The sequence below is a fragment of the Micromonospora noduli genome, assembly GCF_003264475.1.
GTDB lineage: Bacteria > Actinomycetota > Actinomycetes > Mycobacteriales > Micromonosporaceae > Micromonospora > Micromonospora noduli.
The window spans coordinates 325,299-347,440 of record NZ_PYAC01000043.1 but is presented as its reverse complement, the minus strand read 5'-3'; the positions used below and the strand labels follow the sequence as shown (position 1 = coordinate 347,440).

At 70.3% G+C, this 22,142-nt stretch carries 14 protein-coding genes; 5 read left to right on the top strand and 9 right to left on the bottom strand.

Annotated elements, in window-relative coordinates; translation table 11 throughout:
• Positions 1-148 precede the first annotated feature (148 nt).
• A complete protein-coding gene (locus MED15_RS33145; RefSeq protein WP_112584497.1) occupies positions 149-943 on the top strand; it encodes a S1 family peptidase in 795 nt (264 codons plus the stop codon).
• Between the two features lie 174 nt (positions 944-1,117).
• Positions 1,118-1,969: a pyridoxal kinase PdxY gene (pdxY, locus tag MED15_RS33140; RefSeq protein WP_112602567.1), complete on the top strand. Its 852-nt coding sequence runs from the start codon at positions 1,118-1,120 to the stop codon at positions 1,967-1,969.
• Positions 1,970-2,041: 72 nt separating this feature from the next.
• On the opposite strand, the gene MED15_RS33135 is transcribed toward pdxY, so the two are convergent.
• The 6 genes from MED15_RS33135 to MED15_RS33110 all read right to left on the bottom strand — a co-directional run bounded on the left by MED15_RS33135 (position 2,042) and on the right by MED15_RS33110 (position 10,796).
• Positions 2,042-2,374 (bottom strand): putative quinol monooxygenase, encoded by a 333-nt coding sequence (locus MED15_RS33135; RefSeq protein WP_112584499.1) that lies wholly within the window; start codon positions 2,372-2,374, stop codon positions 2,042-2,044.
• Positions 2,375-2,383: 9 nt separating this feature from the next.
• The gene (locus tag MED15_RS33130) at positions 2,384-5,632 is read right to left on the bottom strand and encodes an ATP-binding protein (RefSeq protein ID WP_112697757.1); all 3,249 of its coding nucleotides are present in this window, start codon (positions 5,630-5,632) and stop codon (positions 2,384-2,386) included.
• Complete coding sequence (locus tag MED15_RS33125) at positions 5,629-6,357, bottom strand: hypothetical protein (protein ID WP_112737894.1); 729 nt, start codon at positions 6,355-6,357, stop codon at positions 5,629-5,631. Before MED15_RS33125 ends, MED15_RS33130 begins: the two co-directional genes overlap by 4 nt.
• Entirely contained in the window at positions 6,354-7,457 is a 1,104-nt protein-coding gene (locus MED15_RS33120) for an endonuclease domain-containing protein (protein ID WP_112697753.1), read from the bottom strand. The genes MED15_RS33125 and MED15_RS33120 overlap by 4 nt, the downstream gene beginning before the upstream one ends.
• Positions 7,458-7,524: 67 nt before the next feature.
• Positions 7,525-8,943, bottom strand: a complete 1,419-nt coding sequence (locus MED15_RS33115) for a WGR domain-containing protein (RefSeq protein WP_112584503.1) — start codon at positions 8,941-8,943, stop codon at positions 7,525-7,527.
• A 176-nt stretch (positions 8,944-9,119) separates the two neighbouring features.
• Positions 9,120-10,796 carry a hypothetical protein gene (locus MED15_RS33110; protein ID WP_146766772.1) on the bottom strand — a complete coding sequence of 559 codons (1,677 nt, stop codon included), beginning with the start codon at positions 10,794-10,796 and terminating at the stop codon, positions 9,120-9,122.
• Positions 10,797-10,949: 153 nt separating this feature from the next.
• Here MED15_RS33110 and MED15_RS33105 point away from each other — a divergent pair, with 153 nt between their 5' ends.
• Positions 10,950-12,083, top strand: coding sequence for a tyrosine/phenylalanine carboxypeptidase domain-containing protein (locus tag MED15_RS33105; RefSeq protein ID WP_167457782.1), 1,134 nt, complete (start codon positions 10,950-10,952; stop codon positions 12,081-12,083).
• A 15-nt stretch (positions 12,084-12,098) separates the two neighbouring features.
• Here the strand turns inward: MED15_RS33105 and MED15_RS33100 are convergent, their stop codons facing one another.
• The 3 genes from MED15_RS33100 to MED15_RS33090 all read right to left on the bottom strand — a co-directional run bounded on the left by MED15_RS33100 (position 12,099) and on the right by MED15_RS33090 (position 14,640).
• On the bottom strand, positions 12,099-12,434 hold the full coding sequence (locus MED15_RS33100) for a hypothetical protein (protein ID WP_112584506.1): 336 nt from the start codon (positions 12,432-12,434) through the stop codon (positions 12,099-12,101).
• Positions 12,435-12,588: 154 nt separating this feature from the next.
• Complete coding sequence (locus MED15_RS33095; RefSeq protein WP_112730954.1) at positions 12,589-13,527, bottom strand: acetamidase/formamidase family protein; 939 nt, start codon at positions 13,525-13,527, stop codon at positions 12,589-12,591.
• A gap of 90 nt (positions 13,528-13,617) precedes the next feature.
• Positions 13,618-14,640 carry a polysaccharide deacetylase family protein gene (locus MED15_RS33090; protein WP_112697745.1) on the bottom strand — a complete coding sequence of 341 codons (1,023 nt, stop codon included), beginning with the start codon at positions 14,638-14,640 and terminating at the stop codon, positions 13,618-13,620.
• Positions 14,641-15,081: 441 nt separating this feature from the next.
• Between MED15_RS33090 and MED15_RS33085 the strand changes: the two genes are divergently transcribed.
• Both MED15_RS33085 and MED15_RS33080 read left to right on the top strand, forming a co-directional pair.
• Positions 15,082-16,161 (top strand): glycoside hydrolase family 19 protein, encoded by a 1,080-nt coding sequence (locus MED15_RS33085; RefSeq protein ID WP_112737890.1) that lies wholly within the window; start codon positions 15,082-15,084, stop codon positions 16,159-16,161.
• Positions 16,162-16,437: 276 nt separating this feature from the next.
• On the top strand, positions 16,438-22,053 hold the full coding sequence (locus MED15_RS33080; protein ID WP_112737888.1) for a GH92 family glycosyl hydrolase: 5,616 nt from the start codon (positions 16,438-16,440) through the stop codon (positions 22,051-22,053).
• Positions 22,054-22,142: the final 89 nt, after the last annotated feature.

Here is a 22,142-nt window from a genome sequence, read left to right as displayed (position 1 = left end):
CCGCGCCGCGCCGCGCCGCGCGAGATCCATACCGCCGGTGGTACGACCCAGAGAGGATGACCCGCTAGATCCATAATCCTCAATATGATGACCGCTATCTCGACTGCGGTGCGCTCACGAGGCGTGCCATCCTGATGCGGAGGAATGCATGGTTCGCTGGCGTACCCTCACTGGCCTGCTGGCCACCGCGTTGGCCGCGGTGACCGCGGCCAGCCTCACCCTCACCGCGCCGGCCGCCGCGGCCGACAGCCCCGTGACGCCGAACGTCGTCGGCGGCACCCGCGCCGCTCAGGGCGAGTTCCCGTTCATGGTGCGTCTCTCGATGGGCTGCGGCGGGGCGCTGTACAGCCCCCGGCTGGTGCTCACCGCGGCACACTGCGTGGGCGCGACCGGCACCAACACCAGCATCACCGCGACGCTCGGGACGGTCGACCTCCAGTCGTCCAGCCGGATCACCGTCCGGTCCAACTACGTCTACCGTGCCCCCGGCTACAACGGCGCCGGCCGCGACTGGGCGCTGATCCGGCTGGCCAGCCCCGTCACCGGGCTGAGCACGCTGCCGATCGCCAGCACCACCGCGTACGACAGCGGCACCTTCACCGTGGCCGGTTGGGGCGCCGCGCGCGAGGGCGGCGGCCAGCAGCGGTACCTGCTCAAGGCGAACGTGCCGTTCGTCAGCGACTCCACCTGCAACGCCAACTACGGCGGGGACCTCATCCCCGCCCAGGAGATCTGCGCCGGCTACGCCAGCGGCGGCACGGACACCTGCCAGGGTGACTCGGGCGGCCCGATGTTCCGCCGCGACGCCAGCAACGCCTGGATCCAGGTCGGCATCGTCAGCTGGGGCAACGGCTGCGCCCGGCCCAACTACCCGGGTGTCTACACCCAGGTGAGCTACTTCGCCTCGTCGATCGCCTCGGCCGCGGCGAGCCTCGGCGGCTGACCGTACGACGGGACGGCCAGCCAGCGCGCCGGTCGCCCCGCCACCGCTCGGGCGGCCCGGACGACACGGTCCGGGTCGCCCGTTCGTGCCGTCCCGGGTGGGCGGCGAGTGGGCCACCCGACAGATTCGGCGGGCCGTCCGTGCGCCGTCAGCCGCAGCGGCGATGATGGGCCGGTGAAGATCCTGTCCATCCAGTCGTCGGTCGCCTACGGTCACGTCGGCAACTCGGCGGCGGCCTTTCCGCTGCAACGCCTCGGGCACGAGGTCTGGCCGGTCCTGACGGTTCACTTCTCCAACCACACCGGGTACGGCGCGTGGCGGGGCCCGATGCTCCCGGCGGCAGACGTGGCGGAGGTGATCGCGGGCATCGAGGACCGCGGTGTCCTTGGCAGCGCCGACGCGGTGCTCTCCGGCTACCAGGGCGACCCGGCCATGGGCGCGGTGATCCTGGACGCGGTGGCGACTGTGAAGGCGACCAACCCGGCCGCTGTGTACTGCTGCGACCCGGTGATGGGCGACGCCGGTCGGGGCATGTTCGTCCGGCCGGGAATTCCGGAGTACCTACGGGACACCGTCGTGCCCCGTGCGGACATCATCACGCCGAACCACTTCGAGCTGGACTTCCTCGCCGGTCGCACCACGAACTCACTGGCCGAGGTGCTCGACGCGGTCGACGTGGTGCGCGCCACCGGGCCACGGCACGTCCTGGTGACCAGCGTGCTCCACGGCGACCTGCCGCCGGACTCGCTGGAGGTGGTGGCGGTCTCCGACGAGGGCGCCTGGGCGGTGACCACGCCGCTGCTGCCGATCAACCCGAACGGTGGGGGCGACGTCACAGCGGCGCTGTACCTCGCCCACCTGTGGACGACCGGCTCACCCGCGACCGCGCTGGAACGCACCATCGCCTCCGTCTACGCCGTGCTCGAGGCCACTCTCGCGGCGGGAACCCGGGAGATCCAGCTGATCGCGGCACAGGACGTCATCGCCGACCCGCCGGCACGGTTCACCGCCCGCCGGCTGCGCTGACGGCGGGTCGCGGACCGCGGACCGCGGACGGGCTGCGTTTGACGACGGTCGCTGACCGCGGACCGGTGGCGGTCAGCGACCCTCGGGAACGGCCATCTCGCCGAGCAGCGACCAGTCCTCCTGCGGCACCGTGGCGTTCACGATCCGCGGCGTCTCGGCCAGGTACTGGGGCAGGGTCTCCTGGGCCGTGCGGAAATGCGCGGACTGGACGTGGGCCCCGCCGGCCTGGTCGTCGCGAAACGCCTCGACCAGCACGTACTCCGTGGGATCGTCCACGCTGCGGGACCAGTCGAACCACAGGCAACCCGGCTCCGCCCGGGTCGCCTCGGTGAACTCGGCGGCGATCTGCGGCCACCTGTCGGCGTGCTCGGCCAGGACCCGGAACTTGGCGGTAATGAAGATCATGGCCCCAGGCTACCCAGCCGGGCGGGCGCGGGCGACGACCTCCTCGGGGGTCAACGGCGCCTTCGGGTGGTGCGTCAGGCACAGCGGGGTGCGGACCTTGACGAACGAGAACCCCTCCCCGGCCGCGTAGAACTCACCGCTGTTGAGCAGGCCGATGTCCGGCAGTCGCCCGCCCTTGGCCTCGGCGAGCTGCCGGGCCGCGTCGATCTGCGCCGGCGCGTTGAGCAGCCCGAAGAACTGCGTCGTCGCGTTGCCGGAGATCTGGTTGTGCAGACCCTTGGGCGCCTGGGTGGCGAAGACCAGCCCGAGGCCGTACTTGCGGGCCTGCGAGGCCAGCGCGATCGAGCTGGCGGTGCAGGCCGTGGTGCCGGTCGAGGGCGCGAGCGTCTGCGCCTCGTCCATCACGAACAGCCCGCCCAGCGGTCGGTCACCGGCGGGGTGCCGCTTGATCCACGCGAAGAGCGCCATCTGCAACTGGTTGACGAAGCTCTGCCGCTCCTGGTCGGAGGTGAGGCCGACAAAGCTGATCACCGACACCCGGGCCCGCCGCCCCGCCGACGGCGTCAGCAGCAGCCCCGGGTCAGCCGGCGCGCCGACCCCGCCGAAGAGCGGATCGGTGACCATCGCCGCCTTGAGCGCCTCGGCCAACTCCTCGGCGAGCTTCCCGGCGCGGGCCAGCCGACTGACGCCCTCGGGCAGATCGGTGAGGAACTCGGTGAAGCCGGGCAGGCCGACCATCCCGCTGCGCGCGTACGCCTGGAGGGCCTCGGTGAGGACGGCCTTGCCCTGCTGGGCGAGCCGGCTGGAGCGGTCCACGCCCGCCCGTGGCGCGAGTGCCTCCACGGCGGAGCGGACGGCCTGGTCGAACTCGTCGGGCCAGTCCCGCAGGGAGGTGAAGTCGGGCAGCGGCTGGAAGCTCAGCGGCCGACCGGCGGTGACCCGGGGCGTCCACACCACCACCTCGGTGTGTGCGAGGTAGTCGGCGGCACGTTCGGCGTCGCCGGGGTCCCAGCCGCCCGGCGGGTCGGGCCACGGGTCGCCGAGCCGGGCCAGGTCGTTGTTGGGGTCGAGCACGATCGCGGAGACCCCCTCGCGGGCACACTCCTCGACCAGCCGGCGGATCAGCACGGTCTTGCCCGAGCCGGACCCGGCGAACACGACCGCGTGGCGGCGCAACGACTCCAGGGGCACCGTGAAGGGGTGACCGCCGTCGACGGTCCGCCCCAGCCCAACGGCCCGACCGCCCTCGCCGACCACGAGGTCGGTCGGGTCGGCGGGTACGGACTCGGCCGCCGCGCCGGTCGACATGCCAGCGGGGACGTCGGCTTCCGACACGTTCGTCGGGTCGGATTCGGGGCCACCCGACGGTGGCTCGTCGTCGTCGGGCGTCGGCGACTGGGCACCGCCGCGCGTCCCGTCGGGCCCGGGCAGGACCGCGCGGAACAGCTCGGTGCCGCTGGCCGGACGGCGGGCCACCAGCCACTCCTGCAAGGCCGTGGACGGTTCGGCCGCCATCACCCGCAGCGCCGCGAAGACCCGCAGGTCCGCCTCCGGCACGGCACACCGCACGCCGCCTGCCGCGTCGAAGCCGGTCAACACCTCGGTCGTACGCTTCCCGGTCGGCCACGGACCGTTACGCAGCAGGATCAGCCGCCGTTGTGGCAGGTCCCGGTCCAACCCGGCGAGGGTGCAGGCGGCCTTGACCCGGGCGGTGACGGCGATGGCATTGGGGTGTGCGATCGCCCGGAAGCACCAGTGCGCCTCGTTCTCGGTGGCCTCGTCGAGCACCTCGATGAGCCGCCCGTGCAGCGCGGGCTTGCGGCCGGGCGGCGGATCGTACTTGTAGGTGGCGCCGGTCGGCGCCTGCTCGGCGATCCAGGCGGCCAGGCCGGCGGCGAGCAGCGGCGGCATGTGCTCGTCCTCGCCCTTCGGGTCGACGGCGGCCGACACGTCCGCGGCCTCGACCAGTTCGGCGAACCGCGCGTCCAACTCGTGCAGGCGGCGCTCGTCCGTCGTCGGATCGGCGGAAGCGCCACGGGCGGTGCTGACCGTCGGCGTCGAGTCGGCGCCGTCGATGAGCCGGTCCAGCTCGACCACCTCGTCGCGATCACGGCACCAGGCGATGTGGCGGTCCACCCGGCGGAGCAGGGCGCGTGGCGTCAGGGTGGGTGCGTCGGCGAAGGCGGCGGGGGCGATCGGCCAGGTGGGGTGCGGTGGTCCGAAGTACATACCCGCGAAGGCGGCGGCGAGGCGCTTCGACACGATGGCCTGCCCGATCTCCGGGGTGGGGATCCGGTCCGGCAGGGTCGCCGTACGGAAGCGGTCAGCGACCGGGGTGGGCGCCGTGCGGGTCAACAGCACCCAGGTGTCCGGCAGGCACGAGACGACGACCAGCGTGCGGCGGGTGATGTCGCGGAGCTTGAGCAGGCCGTCGGCGATCGGGCCGAGCACCCTGGCCTGGCCGTCCTCCAGCCCCTGATGCTGGTTGAGCAGTGAGGTGCTGGTCTGGGCGAACAGCGTGTCGAGCTGGTCCACGGCGATGACAGTGGGGTCCAGGGTCAGGGCCATCAGCCGGGAGATGTCCTGCACGACCTGCTGCGGGGTGCGGATCGCGGCGCTCAACCCCCACGCCGCCCGCGCGGCCGGGTCACCCGGTTCGGAGATCAGGTGGGCGTAACCGACGTCCTGTGCCTCGAAGTCGATGGCGCCGTGCAGGACGAGCGCCCGCGCGGTGTCCTGGGCGTCCCGCCCGACCTCCCGATCGCGCTCGCGCAGCGCCCAGATGAAGGTGTCGAGCTGCGCACGGGTCACCGGTCGGGCGCCGGCGACCGCGTCGCGGACCTCCACCGGCAGGCCGAGCTGGGGGGTGAGTCGACGCAGGAAGGTCTTCAACTGGGTGCCCCAGCCGACGTGGGGGCGGCCCATCCCCTCCACCAGGGCCAGGGCCACGCTCTCCCAGAACGTCTTGCCACTGACCATGTCGACCAGGAAGAAGTAGCCGCCGTCGCCCTGGATCCGTTCGCGGACCGCCCCGAGCAGGTGCGTCTTGCCGGCGCCCGCGCGGCCCTGCATGGCCACCCCGAGCGGCATGCTCGTGTCGTCGGTGCGGGCCCGCGCCACCCCGCGCAGAATCTCCGCGGCCACCTTCTCGTGCAGCTCCGGCACGTTGTGCGGGCTGGGTCGCCAGACGTCGTCGGGGGTGACCGCCGGGTTGAGACTGACCGCTTCCAGCGCGGCCCGCTGGTCGTCCGAGATCATGCCGGGCCGATCGCCAGGGCGTGGTTGTCCTCGTTCCCGATGCGGACGGCCGCAGCCCGGTCCCGTGCGGTCAGTGACTTGGTGTTCGCCACCGGGATGATGCGGACGCCCTCCCGGCCGACCATCGCCCGCAACGCCGCGTCGAGGGCGGCCCGATCGGTGTCGGCGAGCCGGTCGCGGACGTCGGCGAGGCCCACCCAGGCGCCCGGCGCGGTGGCCAGATCCCGGTACGCCGAGCGAACCAGTGCCTCCACCTCCGCCGCGGACACCGGCGCCGCAGCAGCCGGTGCAGCCGTCGTAGCGGTCTTCGTGGGTGCCGGTGCTCCGTCTCGCGGCTCGCTGGTCGCCGGGGCGGCCGTTGCCTCGGTCTGCTTGAAGAAATCGCCGTGGCTGACCCGGAGCCGGTCCAGCGAGCGGTGCAGGTTGGACAGGACGACGAACAGGGACCGGGTCGTCGAGCCACCCTGCTTCGGCGGCGCGGCGGTGTGCAGCTGACGTGCCACCCGCCAGCCCTGCTCGGTCAGCTCGTGGGCGAAGGGCCGGTGCGTCCGATCGGTGTCCACCAGGCCCAGGTCGACGAGCTTCGTGTTGTCCTTGCCGGTCAGCGTGAAACCGGCCAGCTCTTTCAGCTCGACGTTGGTGAGTCGGCGTGCCTCGACCATCAGCACCACGAGGGCGTTGATCTGGTTCGGCGTCAGGTGCGGGACGTCCGCCGGGCTCGTCATGATGTCTCATCTCCGTGGGGGTGCGTGCCGCCCGCGCGTCGCCGGGCCAGCAGCCGACGGATCCCGTCGACCACCGCCGGCGCGTCGGTGAGCACCTGCTCGTTGGTGAAGCGGAGCACGTCCAGCCCGAGGAGTTGCAGCTGCACGTCTCTCCGCCGGTCGTTGGCGAAAGCGATTCGCCCACGATGCTCCGGGCCGTCCACCTCGACCGCAAGACCCTCCGTGGGCCAAAACAGATCCAGACGGTACGCCGTGGCCAGGACGTGCCACTCGTAGGTCTGGTTCCACCGCCGGCCCCGCGCCCAGTCGTGCGGTGCGAGCGCACGTTCCAACGCCTGCTCGGCAGCGCTGTCACGGCGGGGCACGCCCGCGATCGGCGGCCAGGCCAGCACCGTCGACTCCGGCTCGGCGGCGAGCGCCGGAAGCCGTTCGGTCGTGCTGGCCAGCTCGGCGAATCGCGCCGGCACCGGCATGGGCACTGAGCGCACCCGGTCGGCGTGTCGCAGCGGTCCGCCGGCCAACCACACAGTGAAGCCACCGTGCCGCACGAGCCACTCGGCGGCGGCCACCAGCGTCCGCTCGGCGTCGGCGTCGGCGTCGGGCAGGGCCACGACGAGCACGCAGCTCTGCCGGTCGTACGCGTCGGCGATCACCCGGGCGAGCCCGGCGGCGCGTACCCCCGGGGCGAAGCGGGACCGGCCGCCGGGGTGGTGCGGGCCGCGCAGTCCTCGCTCGGCGAGGTCGGCCAGGAACGGGCCGAAGTGCCGGGAGCGTGCGGCGGTGCGGGCCGCGAGGGCCCGCACCGCCGCCACGCCGAGCGTGCCCTCGCTGTCGACATGGTCGGCCCCCGTCAGCCAGCGGGGGAACATCGCGAGGGCCGCGGTGTCCAGTTGGTCGAGCACTGTGTCCACGACGTCACCGAGAGGACGTGTCACAGTGGGCCGGTAGTGCATGATCGCGGGTGCTGCCGGTGGTAACGGGTCGAGTGCCACCCGCAACAGCTCCGGCTCGATGCCCGGCAGGTGACTGACCCGCCCCGTCGGCGGGGCAGCCCACCAGGCCCTGCTGGCGTCGCCGTTGGCCCGGACGGGGTGCGCCATGGCGGCACCCTACGACACGGGCGGGCGCGGCCGGGACCCCTCGGTAGCGAGGCGGTGCGCTCGCGGCTCAGCGCAGCCGGCGGATGTCGCCGTACGCGCGGTAGTAGCCACCGCGGCTGGACTCGCGCACCTCGGTCACCAGGTAGCGGGCGCCCGGCTCGCGAATCCCCTTGGGGAACTGCACCGACCAGTCGCGCCGGTAACCGTCGGAGAGCACCTGAATCCGCAGCCGCCCCCGGTCGTCCAGGCACTGCACGACCACGCCCGCGCCCGAGTCGCTGGTCACCTCGACGATCGTCGGCTGCACCGGCTGGGGCGCCTGGCGGGGGGCCTTGACGTCGCGTACCTCGGGCACGTTCCCGGCCTGCGCAGCGCGGATCGCCGGCTCGCTCGCGTCGATGCAGGCCAGATGCCCGCCGGTGGTGACGACGTAGAGCCGGTCGTCGTGGTACTGCATGGAGTACGCCGAGCCGCAGCCGGTGCCGAGCTTCCACAGCCGGGTGCCCGCCGCGTCGAAGCAGTAGATCGAGGACTGGCTGTCACCGGCGAAGACGTACTCGCCGCCCTCGGCGGTGGCGCAGGAGAAGACCGGGGCGTCGCACAGATAGGTGCGTTCGCGGCGGCCCGACTTGGACAGCCGCACCACCTCCCGGCTGCTGGTGCCGGCGAAGACACTGCCGTGCTCCTGCCAGCCGAAGAGCACCGAACCGGTACTGGTGTGCCACAGCTCGCTGCCGGTGCGCCACTCGTAGCCGGTCACGCCCTGCGAGTGGCCGTGGTAGATCGCGTCGTCGTCGCACCGCACCATCCAGGCCGAACGCCCCCGCCCGGGGCGACGCCACAGGAACTCGTCCTCGTGGTCGACGGCGGTGATCCCGCCGTCGGCGTCGGAGACGCCGAGGACGCCGTCGTGGATGTCCAGCCAGTAGATGTCGATCTCCGGGGCGATCGCGTACGCCACGCGGGGCACCTTGCCGGACAGGTCATAGACGTTGCCGTCGTCGCAGCCGGCGTAGATCCAGGCGTCGTCGGCGACGATGCACTTCACCCCGTCGGGAAGGCGGACCTGGCTGCGCACCTGGGCGTGGTGGTCGAGCGTGGTGATGACTCCGTGCTCGTTGCCGACCATGCAGTGCTGCCCGTCGACGAAGATGCCGAAGGCGGGGGCGCCGGAGTCGTAGCGCCAGAGCACCGGGGCGGTGCGGGCGGTGGAGCGGGTGCTCACGATCTGCCGCCGCGACACGGTGCGCTTCTGGCGGACGCCGGGGACCGCCGGCGCGTAGCCCTTGCGGACCTTCTCCCCGATCTTCTTCGCCGCAGCGGCCCGGGCGCGGGCGTTGTCCGGATAGGCACTCGCCTTCACCTGCCCCTGGTCGCCGATCCGGCCGTAGCGCACCGTCAGCGTGGCGTTGTCGACGATGACCTCGTAGAACTTGTGCGCACCGTCCACTTCGGACAGTTCGAGGTAGGTCGTCTCCTGGGACATGGGGGGCCTCCGAGGGTCAGCGAGCGGCGCGATCCGGCCGGCGCGGCGACAGTGCCCACACGTTAACGGCGCCCCCCGACAGAATCGGCTGACGCTGAGGGCTGGGCCCGTGTGACGCGTCGGTCTGGTCCGCGACTCCTGCGGTGCACGTCGAGGGCGGGCCACCCCGCCCCGGGTCAGCCCTGGCGCAGGACGCGCGCGATGGCGGTCGCGACGGCCGTGGTCAATACCCATCCCGACAAGATCAGGCCCCAGGCCACCCATCGGGCACCGCTGTCGAAGCGCCAGGTCGAGTCCTGCCCGAGGCTCACCACCGGAATCAGAAGGTCCACCGAGTAGACGAGTGAGTGGAACTGCGGTGGCTTCTCCACTGCGGCGATGGCGCTCTCGCCGATCGGCGTGAAGACGGACCACCCCAGGGCCGTCAGCCCGATCAGCCAGACCGAAGCGAGCCAGGTGCGGTAGCCGTAGCCCACGGTGGCCCACAGGATCCCCGACCATATTCTCGAGATCCCTCTGACCTCCTTTGCGCGGGCGTGTTGTTTCCGGTAACCGACGACACGCGCCTCGTGCTCCTGGCCGGCGCGCCGGTACGCCGCGATCAGTTGTTCGTACGGCTGCGGGCGGTAGTTGGTGTCACCCCTGGTGAGCCACCTGATCCTCTCGCGGACGGTGACCGGTTGGGGTGAACTCAACCGGTCGTACGCGAACCCGTCGAGCACGATGACGGCGGGCCAGGTGCTCGGGTTGTCCGTCACCACCCGGGCAGACACGTTCGTCATGTCGAGCGTCGCCGGAGGTTGTGCGAAGTCGAGTTCGACCATTCCTGCAGACGTCCCGGACAGGTCGACCAGACTCGGGTCGGCCGCTGTGTCAGCCGCACCAGGAGCAAAGGTCGCCGTGTCGAACGAGACCGTCCCCTCCACGCTGGCGAAACACAGACCGATCGCCCCGTCCGACCGAAACTCCTGGTCACATCTGATGTCCCTGGTGACCTTGAGCCCATACGCCTGCAGGCTGGTGGCGCGGTCTTTCAACCGCTTGCGTGTCGACCCCCGGTGCGGTTGGGTCAGTGCGACGCCACTCAACAGGATGGACCCACCGACCCTGGCGTTGTCGAGAATGATCCGTCCCTCGACGGTCGCGGCTCGTCGTGTGGCGTCCGCATCGAACCAGAGGCCCTCATCAATTTCCGTGCGCTCGGCCTGCAGGCACACGTCGTTTGGACTGTGCAGATCCGCGCCGCGGAAGATGGCGGCTCCGCCGATCTGGGCGCCGATCATGCGAATCTGACCCGAGACGACCGTCTTGGCGAAGGACACGTTACTTCTGACGGCCATCTGGCTCGCGCGGACCGCGTGCGAGGAACTACGGAGATCGCACTCTCGGAAGTGGAGCACGCCGTCGATCTGGGCGTAGCGCAGATCAATCGTCTCGGTGCTGACGACCCGAACCATGCTGACCGATCCTCGGACCCTCATTCCGGTGGCGTCGAGCCCGGGAATTGTCGAGTCCGTCAGTGACAGACTCAGCAGGTTGGCGTCGCAGAGCCGGGGAGCCTGGTCGAATTTGCACCAGTCGAAAGTCAGTGGGTAGCCGATGTCGAGGCCGGTCAGGACCAACTCGCCGACGATGGATGCTCCGATGAGGTGGATCGTGCGGATTTCGCCGGGCAATCCCTTGACCTGGCCGGTGACGAGCCGCTCCAGAAAATCCGCACGTACCGTCTTGTCGGCGATCGACCTCCCGTCAGCGGGCGTGCGGGTGGCGCAGACGGCCAGTATCAGCCGCTCCATTGGAAGAAAGTCCGGGATCGGGCTGTCGCTTGTGGAACGTGGCTGTGGCACATCCATTCGAACTATTCTTCTGACGACGACATGAGAGGGCAATGCCCCATCAATGCCTCAACCGTGGGCCGATCGTCCGGATGCTGTCGCCGAACGTCTGTCCGGCTCGACTCTGTGAGAGCATCTCATGCAGCCGTCATGCCGCGAAGGGAACAGACAATGGGCGTCGACCTGGATGCCATCAACCACGCCACCCGGGTGGTGCTCGACGCCGTTCACCCTGTTCGCTACGCCCACTACATCACCCCCACCAACCTGACACAGGTGCGGACGGAGTTTCTCGACGCACACAGGGCCGGCCGTGCCGTGGATCCACGTTTCGAATACCCGCCGATACCCGGTGAGCTCGCGGCCGCTCTCGACGCGGCGCGCGCCGCACCGACGGAGGCGGGGCCGTGGCGAGAGGCCCTTGAACGAGAGTTGGCGTACGCGCGGGCAGGTCTCGCGGCACTGCACTCTCGTGACCCGGAGGCGATGACGAGCTACTCGCAGAGCCAGTTCGGCGATGTTGCCGCCGCTGTCGTGGTGGACGCGTACCGGCGCCTGGGAGAGCAGCCGCCGACAGCCGACACCGAGGCGACGTGGAACTCCGACCGGGTAGCAGCCACCATGGGCCGGGTCCTTGTCGAGTTGGGCCTGGACGAGTGGACCGTCGACCACAGCGATCGCATGGCAGCGCGAATGAGTGTGGTCGGCCGGCGGCGTCAGGTGCGAGTCAAGCGGGGGGTCACTTTCACCGGTCCGACGGTGCAGCGACTGATCGTGCACGAGATCGGCACCCACGTGCTGCGCACGGCCAACGGCTTGCGGCAGCCACTGCATCTCCTGGCGCACGGGATCCCTGGGTACCTGGGGACCGAGGAGGGTCTCGCGGTCTGGCACGAGCAGCAGGCGGGGATGATCGATCCCGATGTCATGCGACGGTACGCGCTGCGGGTAATTGCCTGCGACACGGCGCTGCGGGCTGGCTTTCGAGCCGTTTTCGACGCTGTCCTGCCACATACCACCACCAACGAGGCCTTCGATCTCGCACTCCGTGTGAAGCGGGGGCTGATCGACACTTCCGCGCCTGGCGGCTACATCAAGGATCACATCTACCTGGGCGGCTTCATCGAGGTCACGAACCATCTGGACCGCCATCCGGGCGATCACGATCTGTTGATGGCCTGCAAGTGGCCGCTATCGGAGGTGCCGCTCTTGCGGACGCTTTTCGACGAGCGGTCGTCGATGTCACCGCACCATCGAGTCGATGAGGTGGTCGACCTGACTCGGGCAATTGTCGCCGAGGGTTGAGGTTCGGAGCCGCCGTTACTCCGTTTTGAGGACCTCCCACTTGTGATAGAAGGTGGATATCATCTCGAACAGCTCCCGGGCGCTCTGCGTCTCGGGAGTCTCCGGCCCTCGCAGGAACTTCAGTGACACCGAGTAGATGTTCCACTGCATCAGTGGCTCGACGAGCGCTGTGTAGAGATTCCCGGTGGCACCGATGAGGACGAAAAAGCTGACGACGGCGTTGAGGGTATCGACGATTTCCGGCCCGGCCGATGCGGGGTCGATCTGTCCGGCGTCCACCTGCTGCTGTAGGAATCCCACCCGCTCCAGCGCGGCACCGGCGTCTTCCTTTGACTCGATCGTGACCGGCACTGTGCCTCCTCGTCGGTTGTGAAAACCCGGAGTCAGATTAGATTCAACAACGTGAAAGCAGCCCGCACTGACCGTTAGCCGACACGCTCCCCTCTGGCGATGGCACTGGCCCGCCCTGGGCTGTGTCCCGAGGGCTTCGCGGTGGCATCGTCAGTCACTGATCTGGCCAGCGCAGCGCGTCGTCGCGGAGCACCGCGTGCGCGCCGACGCTCTGGTTGACGATCTGCGTCACCCGCACGTCGACCGCGATGCTGGCCAGCGCCACCGCGTCCGCGCGGCTGAGCCCATGCAGCCGCTGCATCACTGTCAGCATCGAGTCCAGCGCGGTGAACGTGGCGTCGTCGAGGGAGGCGCCGACGCCCAGGGTCAGCCACGCGTCGGGGGTACGGGCCACCGGGCCGGTGACCGGAAAGTCGTCGCGTACGTCGAAGGTCAGCGTCACCTCGTCCATCGGACATTCGATCGCGGTGCCGCCGACCTCGCCGTCACCCTGTGCGGCGTGCCCGTCGCCGACGGAGAACAGCGCGTCGTCCACCGGGATCGGCAGTAGGAGGGTGCTGCCGGCGGTGAGGTCCCGACAGTCCAGGTTGCCGCCCCAGGGGCGCGGTGGGATCGTCGAGTGAAGCCCCGGCTCCGCGGGTGGCATGCCGAGCACTCCCATGAAGGGCCGCAGCGCGATCGTGTGGCCGTGCTGGTTGCGGCCGGTCATCGTCACCGGGTCCAGCGCCCAGGCGTGCACCACCGGTTGGTCCTGCACGCCGTAGCGCTGGTTGAACCCACTCGGCCAGCCGCCGGCCACTGTGGTTCCCCAACTGCCCGGGACGACCGCGTCGATGCGTACCGCGAGGGTCTGGCCAGCGCGCGCACCGCGGACCGCGACCGGACCGATCAACGCGTGTCCGTGGTCGGGCCGGTGCTGTGCGACCCGGGGGCGGTCCCGGTTCGGTCCCCCGGGGTACGGGCCGGCGGACCACCAACAGTCCAGGGTGCGATAGGTGACGGTGTCGCCGGGGTCGATGGTGAGCACCGGCGGGAAGTCGGGGGAGAAGTGGCCGTGCAGGCTGTCGTCCCCGGGCGTGAGGGTGTGTCGCATCAGTGCAGGCTAGTGGCCACGTGCGGCGGGCAGGCAGGTGCGCGGTGGGTGCCGGGCGCACCCACCGCGCACGTCTCAACCTGGGCGATGTCAACCCGAGGTGCAGGAGCGGATCTGTGGGCGGGCGCTGCTGTTGCCGTTGGTCATCGTGGTGAAGCCGAAGGTGTTGCCGCTGCCGTTGGACCGCATGGTCATGACTGTGCCGCTGCTGTCCCAGGTGGCGGTGCCGTTCCAGATCGTGGTGACCCGCTGCGGCGAGGTGATGGCAACGACCACCGTCCACGTGCTGGCGCCGCTGACCGTCACCGACGTGTTGTACCGGTCGCCCCAGACGTTGGGGGTCGTGGCGGTCGCGGTGCAGGTGCCGCCGGAGGGCGGCGGGGTGGTGGTGGGCGGCGGGGTGGTGCCGTCCGGCGCGACGGCGCGGCCGGTGGACGGCGAGATCATGCCGGGGCACAGGTTGCGGCTGGTCAGGTTGGCCATGATCTGTCCGATGGCGTCGCGGGTGTTCTGGATCCCGTCGTGCATCAGGATGACCTGACCGGCCTGGAGTCGGCTCGCGTTGGCCACGATCTGGCTGACGCTGGCGCCGTTCCAGTCCTGGGAGTCCACGTCCCAGATCACCTGGCGCATGCCCAGTGACGACGCGACGGACTGCAACGTGGAGTTGGTCTCGCCGTACGGCGGCCGGAACAGCACCGGTCGGCTGCCGGTGGCCGACTGGATCGCCGAGCTGGTCTGGGAGAGGTCCGACTGCATCTGAGCCTGGCTCATCGAGGTCATGTGGGCGTGGTTCCAGCTGTGGTTGGCCACCCACATGCCGGCGGCCACCTGTGCCTGCGCGGCCGACCGGTTGTTCTGGACGTTCTGCCCGACGTTGAACATGGTGGCCCGTACGCCGTTGGTGCGCAGCACGTTCAGCAGCGCGCTGGTGCTGCCGGTCGGACCGTCGTCGAAGGTGAGGCCGACGTAGCCGTTGCAGGCGGCGGCGTTCGACGGGGTGGAGGTGGCCGCGAGGACGACGCCGCACATGGCGACGGCGGTGGCCAGGACGGCGAGCGCCGCGCGCAACCGCCTGGACCACAGGGCCGTGCGGGGGAAGAGCCTGCTCATCTGGTGCCCCTTCGCGCAGGCCCGGACGCGCCCGGGGGTGGGCAGCACAGTCCGGACAGGTGTGGATGAGTGGGTAGGTGGAGCGGAAACCGCAACGAAGCCGATCGCATTGACCTCAGTGGATCGGAGTATTACAGCGAGAATTCCAACGCGTCAACAAGTTCCGGAACATCCTCGGAACAACGCAGGAAGCTGCCCGGCGGTTGGTGCAGGCGTGCCTTCGGCCGGGGCGGTGCCCGCACGCCGCCTCGATCCGATCAATCGATGGGTCTACCCGTCGCATGATCCGGAAAGTGGCCGGAACTATCGATCGTCGATCTCCGGGCCCACCGTCGCGTCCGCACATCTAATAGTAAAGACTGTGAACAGAAGGTGTTACAGTCACTTCGGTCGATATCCGCTGGGGTTTCGGCCAGTGAGGTCCCTGAGAGGAGTGAGCACATGACGAGACTGCGCGCGCTGGTCGCGCTGGCGGCACTGATCGTCGCCGGTGGGCTGGTTGCGGTCATCCCGGCCACCGCCGCCTCGGCGGCGGCCTGCTCGGCATCGTGGCAGGCCTCGGCCGTCTACTGGGGAGACGCCCAGGTCTCCCACAACGGCCGCAACTACCGGGCGAAGTGGTGGACCCAGAACGAGGCGCCGCCGGGCACGACCGGCGTCTGGGAGGACCTCGGCGCGTGCGGCGGGGGCACCACGCCGCCCACCGGTGGGACCTGCACCTACCCGAACTGGGCCGCCGGGACCTGGTACGCCGCCGGAGCGATCGTGCGGTACACCAACGGTTCCTACTACATCGCCGAGCACGACAATCCGGGGTACGACCCCGTCGTCAGCACCTGGTACTGGGAGCCCTACACCTGTGGCGGTCAGCCACCGACCACCCCGCCTCCCACCAACCCGGGTGGCTTCGTGGTCACCGAGGCCCAGTTCAACCAGATGTTCCCGGGTCGCAACTCCTTCTACACGTACTCCGGGCTCGTCGCCGCGCTCAGCGCCTACCCGGCGTTCGCGCGCACCGGCAGTGCCACCGTTCAGCGCCAGGAGGCCGCGGCCTTCCTGGCGAACGTCTACCACGAGACCGGCGGGCTCGTGCACATCGTCGAGCAGAACACAGCGAACTACCCGCACTACTGCGACCCCGGCCAGCCGTACGGCTGCCCCGCCGGGCAGGCCGCCTACTACGGGCGGGGGCCGATCCAGCTCAGTTGGAACTTCAACTACAACGCCGCTGGCAACGCCCTCAACCTGCCGCTGCTGACCAACCCGTGGCTGGTGCAGACCGACGCCGCGGTGGCCTGGAAGACCGGTATCTGGTACTGGATGACCCAGAACGGGCCGGGCACCATGACCGCCCACAATGCGATGGTCAACGGCGCCGGGTTCGGTCAGACGATCCGCAGCATCAACGGCTCGATCGAGTGCAACGGCGGAAACCCCGCCCAGGTGCAGAGCCGCGTCACCAGGTACCAGCAGTTCGTCGGCATCCTCGGGGTGTCCGCCGGAGCCAACCTCTACTGCTGATCCGTGGCCGGGCCTCGGCTTACGTCCTGGACGGAGTCGAGGCCCGGCGCATCGGCGGCCGGGCCTCGGTGGGGGTCCCGGCCGTTTCGGCGCGATCAGCCCGTTGACACGGCCGTGCTGCGCCCGGAACTATCAGCGGCAGTCCACCGCCCCGATCCTCGTTGTTCACGAAGTCCAATGACAACGATGTCAGGGCCCCCCGACCCACCACCCGCTCCACTCTGCCCAGACGTTCGACGTACTCGACCCGGTTCGAGTCGAAAGGCTCCGTCCCTCATGTCGCACACCCCCCTTGCGCGCCCTCTCTCACCCCGCCTGATCGCGGCGACGACAGCCGCCCTGCTACCGCTTGGCCTGCTCGTCGCCGCGCCCCTGGCGAACGCCGCCCCCACCCCCGCACCGCCGGGCAACTTCACCTCCTCGTTCGAGTCCGCCGACCCGCAGCCCGCCACCAGCACCGTGGAGGTCGGCCCGAACGGAAAGCCGGTCCAGGCCAACCTGAGCGGCAAGGTCTCCACGCTGCCCGGCAGCCTGCTCGGCCAGGTCAGCGCCGTGACCGCAAGCGACGAGAACCAGCCGCGAGAGATCGCCGCGAACCTCAAGGACGACGATCCGTCGACCAAGTGGCTCGTGTTCGCGTCCAGCGGCTGGGTGACCTACCAGCTCGCCAAGCCGGCGACGGTGGTCCGCTACTCGCTGACCGCGGCCAATGACGCACCGACCCGCGACCCCCGGGACTTCGTCGTCCAGGGGTCGAACGACGGCAGCACCTGGACCGACCTGGACAAGCGCGCCGGCGAGAAGTTCAGCGGGCGCTTCGCCACCAACACGTACAGCTTCACCAACCCGAACGCCTACGGCTTCTACCGGCTCAACATCACCGCGAACTCCGGTGACTCGCTCGTGCAGCTCGCCGACTGGAACATCAGCGACGGCTCGGACGTCCGCCCGCCGGCCACCCCCATGGTCAGCGAGGCGACCGCCGGCCCGAACGGCGGCTACACCACGAAGCCGGACGTCGGGTTCACCGGACTGGCCGCGCTGCGCTACTCCGGCGGCGCCGAGGGCAACGGCCGGTCGTACGCGACAAACAAGCTCTTCGACGTCACCATCCCGGTCGGGCCGAAGACCCGGCTGTCGTACAAGATCTTCCCCGAGTTCACCAACGGGGACGGCCGGTACCCGTCCACCTACGCCGCCGTCGACCTGCACTTCACCGACGGCAGTTACCTGAGTGGTCGCTCGCCCGCCGACCAGCACGGCTACCCGCTCACCGGCGCCGGTCAGGGCGCCTCGAAGGTGCTCTTCGCCGACCAGTGGAACCTGGTGCAGGCCGACCTGGGCACGGTCGCGCGCGGCAAGACGATCGACCGCATCCTGCTCGCGTACGACAATCCGCAGGCCACCGGGGAGACCCGGTTCCAGGGTTGGCTCGACGACATCGAGCTGACGGCCACACCGGCGTCGATCGACGGCTCGAAGCTGACCAACTACGTCGACACCCGACGGGGCACCAACTCGACGGGCGGCTTCTCGCGCGGCAACAACCTGCCGATCACCGCCGTGCCGAACGGGTTCAACTTCTTCACCCCGGTGACCGACGCGACCTCCGACTCCTGGGAGTACGAGTACCACCGGATCAACAACGAGGCCAACCTGCCCATGCTCCAGGGCCTCGCGATCTCCCACGAGCCCAGCCCCTGGATGGGTGACCGCAACCAGATGTCCGTCATGCCGGTCGTCGGTGGCGGGCCGCTCACCGGTCAGCCCGCCGGCCGTGCGCTCGCCTTCAGCCACGACGACGAGACGGCGCAGCCGGACCTCTACCGGGTCAGGCTCCAGAACGGCCTGGTCGCGGAGATGTCGCCCACCGACCACGCCGGGATCATGCGGTTCACCTTCCCCACCGGGCAGCAGACCGGGAGCCTCGTCTTCCACAACGGCACGTTCACCATCGGCACGGACGGCACGTTCACCGGTTGGGTCGACAACGGAAGCGGCCTGTCGGCCGGTCGTAGCCGGATGTTCGTCTCCGGCGCCTTCGACCGGGCGCCGACGGCGTCCGCCGCGACCTCGGCCACCTTCGACATCTCCGGCTCGCGGGAGGTGACGATGCGTCTCGCCACGTCGTTCCTCTCCGTCGACCAGGCGCGCCGTAACCTCGATCTGGAAGTCACCGGCAAGAGCTTCGACCAGATCCACGCCGCCGCGACGGCCGCGTGGAAGGACCGGCTCGGGCGGGTCGAGGTGCGGGGCGCCAACGAGTCGCAGTTGGTCACCATGTACTCGAACCTGTACCGGCTGAACCTCTATCCGAACTCGCAGTCGGAGAACACCGGCACCGCCGCCGCGCCGCGCTGGCAGTACGCCAGCCCGGTCTCGGCGCCGACCGGCGCGTCGACCCCCACCCGGACCGGCGCGAAAATCGTCGACGGGCAGATCTACGTCAACAACGGCTTCTGGGACACCTACCGCACCGTGTGGCCCGCCTACGCGCTGCTGTACCCGGACGTCGCCGCGAAGATCTCCGACGGGTTCGTCCAGCACTACCGCGACGGCGGCTGGATCGCCCGCTGGTCGTCCCCCGGATACGCCGACCTGATGACCGGCACCAGCGCGAACGTGGCGCTGGCCCAGGCGTACCTCACCGGGGTCAAGCTGCCCGACCCGCTCGCGGCGTACGACGCGGCCGTCAAGGACGCGACCGTCGCGTCCGGGCGCAGCGCGGTCGGGCGCAAGGGCATCGAGAGCTCCCTGTTCCTCGGCTACACGCCGACGTCCACCGGAGAGTCGGTGTCCTGGGCGCTGGAGGGCTACATCAACGACTTCGGCATCGGCAACATGGGTGCGGCGCTCGCCAAGGACCCGGCCACGCCGAAGTCGGAGCGCGCCCGTCTCAAGGAGGAATCGCGGTACTTCCTGGAGCGGGCCCGCAACTACGTCCACCTCTTCGACCCGAAGACCAAGCTCTTCCAGGGCCGCGACGCCGCCGGCAACTTCCTCGCCGGTGACCCGCTGGACTGGGGTGGCGTCTACACCGAGACCAACGGGTGGAACTTCGCGTTCACCGCCCAGCAGGACGGCCAGGGCCTGATCAACCTGTACGGCGGACAGAAGGCGCTGCGGGACAAGCTCGACGCGTTCTTCACCACCCCGGAGAACGCCGACCGCCCCGGTGGGTACGGCGGCGTCATCCACGAGATGCTCGAAGCACGCGCGGTGCGGATGGGTCAGCTCGGCATGAGCAACCAGCCGTCGCACCACATCCCGTACATGTACAACGTCGCGGGCGCGCCGGCCAGGACCCAGGAGACGGTACGGGAGATCCTGCGCCGTCTCTACGTCGGCAGTGAGATCGGCCAGGGCTACCTGGGCGACGAGGACAACGGCGAGATGTCGTCGTGGTACATCCTCAGCTCGCTGGGTATCTACCCGTTGCAGGCCGGGTCGTCCGAGTGGGCGATCGGCTCCCCGCAGTTCACCCGGATGACCGTGCACCGCAGCAGCGGCGACATCGTCGTCAACGCGCCGAACAACAGCACGGCGAACGTCTACGTGCAGGGCGTGACGGTCAACGGCAAGAAGCAGCGCGGCCTGTCAGTGGACGTCGCGACGCTCGCCAAGGGCGGCACCATCGACTTCCAGATGGGCTCCAAGCCGTCGTCCTGGGGCAGCGGCAAGAACGACGCGCCGCCGTCGCTGACCAAGGGTGACGAGGCGCCGAAGCCGTTGCAGGACGTCACCGGCCCCGGTCTCGGCACCGCGACCGCGACCGGCGGTCAGGACGCGTCGAAGCTGTTCGACGACTCGTCGACCACGCAGCTGACCTTCACCTCGGCGACCCCGCAGATCACCTGGGCCTTCCGTGGTGGCAAGCAGAAGCCGAAGTACTACACGGTGACGTCCGGGGCCGGTGCCGGCGATCCGGCGGACTGGCGTCTGCAGGGCTCCAACGACGGCCTCACCTGGACCACAGTGGACTCCCGCACCGCCCAGGTGTTCCCGTGGCGCAACCAGACCCGCCCGTACTCGATCGACAAGCCGGGACGGTTCGCCCAGTTCCGCCTCGCCGTCATGAAGACCGTCGGCGCCGCGCAGACCAACCTCGCCGAGGTCGAGCTGCTCGCCGGAGGTGACCTCGACCTCGGGGGCGGCGACATCACGGTCACCGCAGCGGACGGCGTGCACGCGACCACCGGCGTACCCGTCTCGGTGCCGCTGGCCACCGTCACCGGCGGCGACGCCAGCGGCTACCAGGCCACCATCGACTGGGGTGACGGCACGCCGGTCACCGCGGGTACCGTGACGTTGAGCTCGCGGGCCGTCTACCGCATCGCCGGATCGCACACCTACGCCACACCCGGCTACCACCAGGCGAACGTCACGGTGACCGACGGCGAAAGCCAGAGCTCCGCGACGGTCGGCGTCGAGGTGGCGTACGCCCCGGCCTCCGGTCTCACCGCCGCGTTCGACAGCGTCTGCGTCGGCGACGAAGGGGTCCTGGCGGCGGACTGTGACGCCAAGTCGTGGGCGTACTCGCGGGCCGCCCTGGCGGCCGGTGGTGTGACCCAGGGCCAGCCGCTGCAGGTTCCCGGAACGGCGCTGCGGTTCACAGTGCCGGTGATCCCGGCCGGGCAGCCGGACAACGCCACCGGCAACGGGGCGACCATCGTCCTCGACCTCCCGCAGGACGCGAAGAGCATCTCGTTCATCGGCGCCGGAACGCAGGGCAACCAGAGCACCACCGGCACGGCGACGTTCAGCGACGGCAGCACGGCCAGCATTCCGATCCAGTTGAGCGACTGGACGCTGGGCGGCAACGCCAACGGCACCCCGTCCTACGGCAACGTCATCGTCGCCCGGACGGCGTACCGGTTGCAGGGCACGAGCCGCGACGGCGCCCAGCCGTTCCTCTTCGCCACCGCGCCGTACCAGATTCCGGCGGGCAGGACGCTGGTGTCGGTGACTCTGCCGACGCAGACCGGTGACCCTCGCTCGGCGGGTCGGATCCATGTGTTCGCCGTGGCCAACGACGGCACGCCCGCCCCGGCGCTGACGACCGACGCCCCGAAGAACCAGACGGCCACCGCCGGGCAGGCCCTCGCGGCGAACCTCGGTGCGGTGACCGGCGGCGTTCCCGGTACGACGGGCTACCGCGCCCGCGTCCAGTGGGGTGACGGCACGGTTCCGGACGACGTCACGATCGGCGCGTCCGGCGCGATGAGCGGCCAGCACACCTACGCGCGGGAGGGCACCTACACGGTGCGCGTCACCGCGTGGGACACGCTGTCGAGCAGCACCGGGTCCTTCACCGTGACCGTGGCTCGGAGCGGATCGCAGCCGGCGATCGCGCTGTCCGCGGCCGGCACCGTCACCACCGGTGGCGCGATCACCGTCAACGGCAGCGGCTTCGCCGCCGGTGAGCAGGTGACAGTCAGCGTCGGCACCGACCCGGGCCGGACCATGAAGGTCGCGGCCTCCGCGTCGGGAACGGTCCGCGCCTCGGTGCCGACCTCCGGTGACGCACAACCCGGCCGGTACGCCGTCACCGCGACGGGCGCGTCCTCGCGTACGCCGGCCACGGCCACCGTCCAGGTGACCGGGGAGCCGGAGGCGCGGACCTACCAGCCGCGGGTGGCGCTGTTGACGACCTCGGGCCCGCGCGGCACGTCGATCATGGTCGACGGTTCCGGATTCGCGCCGAACGAGGTGGTCACTATCGCCTTCGGGACCGGACTGGCGGTCAGCACCGTGCGCGCGAACGGTGACGGCGTCATCTCCGGCGCGACGGTCAGCGTTCCGGGTGCGGCGAAGGCGGGCGCGACCAGCGTCACGCTGAACGGCGCCACGTCGGCGACGAAGGTCTCCCGACCGTTCACCGTCACCGGCTAGCACCGAGCCGGGGACAGTACAGCCGCGTGGGGCGGGCCGTGATCACGGCCCGCCCCACGCGCTCGTCGCGCAACCCACTGTTAGCGTCG

Bases quoted from the DNA above. Each gene is read 5' to 3' on its own strand.
- MED15_RS33145 (WP_112584497.1), top strand. From the start codon at position 149: ATGGTTCGCTGGCGTACCCTCACTGGCCTGCTGGCCACCGCGTTGGCC.
- MED15_RS33135 (WP_112584499.1), bottom strand. From the start codon at position 2,374: ATGATCTTCATTACCGCCAAGTTCCGGGTCCTGGCCGAGCACGCCGAC.
- MED15_RS33130 (WP_112697757.1), bottom strand. From the start codon at position 5,632: ATGATCTCGGACGACCAGCGGGCCGCGCTGGAAGCGGTCAGTCTCAAC.
- MED15_RS33125 (WP_112737894.1), bottom strand. From the start codon at position 6,357: ATGACGAGCCCGGCGGACGTCCCGCACCTGACGCCGAACCAGATCAAC.
- MED15_RS33120 (WP_112697753.1), bottom strand. From the start codon at position 7,457: ATGGCGCACCCCGTCCGGGCCAACGGCGACGCCAGCAGGGCCTGGTGG.
- MED15_RS33115 (WP_112584503.1), bottom strand. From the start codon at position 8,943: ATGTCCCAGGAGACGACCTACCTCGAACTGTCCGAAGTGGACGGTGCG.
- MED15_RS33110 (WP_146766772.1), bottom strand. From the start codon at position 10,796: ATGGATGTGCCACAGCCACGTTCCACAAGCGACAGCCCGATCCCGGAC.
- MED15_RS33105 (WP_167457782.1), top strand. From the start codon at position 10,950: ATGGGCGTCGACCTGGATGCCATCAACCACGCCACCCGGGTGGTGCTC.
- MED15_RS33095 (WP_112730954.1), bottom strand. From the start codon at position 13,527: ATGCGACACACCCTCACGCCCGGGGACGACAGCCTGCACGGCCACTTC.
- MED15_RS33090 (WP_112697745.1), bottom strand. From the start codon at position 14,640: ATGAGCAGGCTCTTCCCCCGCACGGCCCTGTGGTCCAGGCGGTTGCGC.
- MED15_RS33085 (WP_112737890.1), top strand. From the start codon at position 15,082: ATGACGAGACTGCGCGCGCTGGTCGCGCTGGCGGCACTGATCGTCGCC.
- MED15_RS33080 (WP_112737888.1), top strand. From the start codon at position 16,438: ATGTCGCACACCCCCCTTGCGCGCCCTCTCTCACCCCGCCTGATCGCG.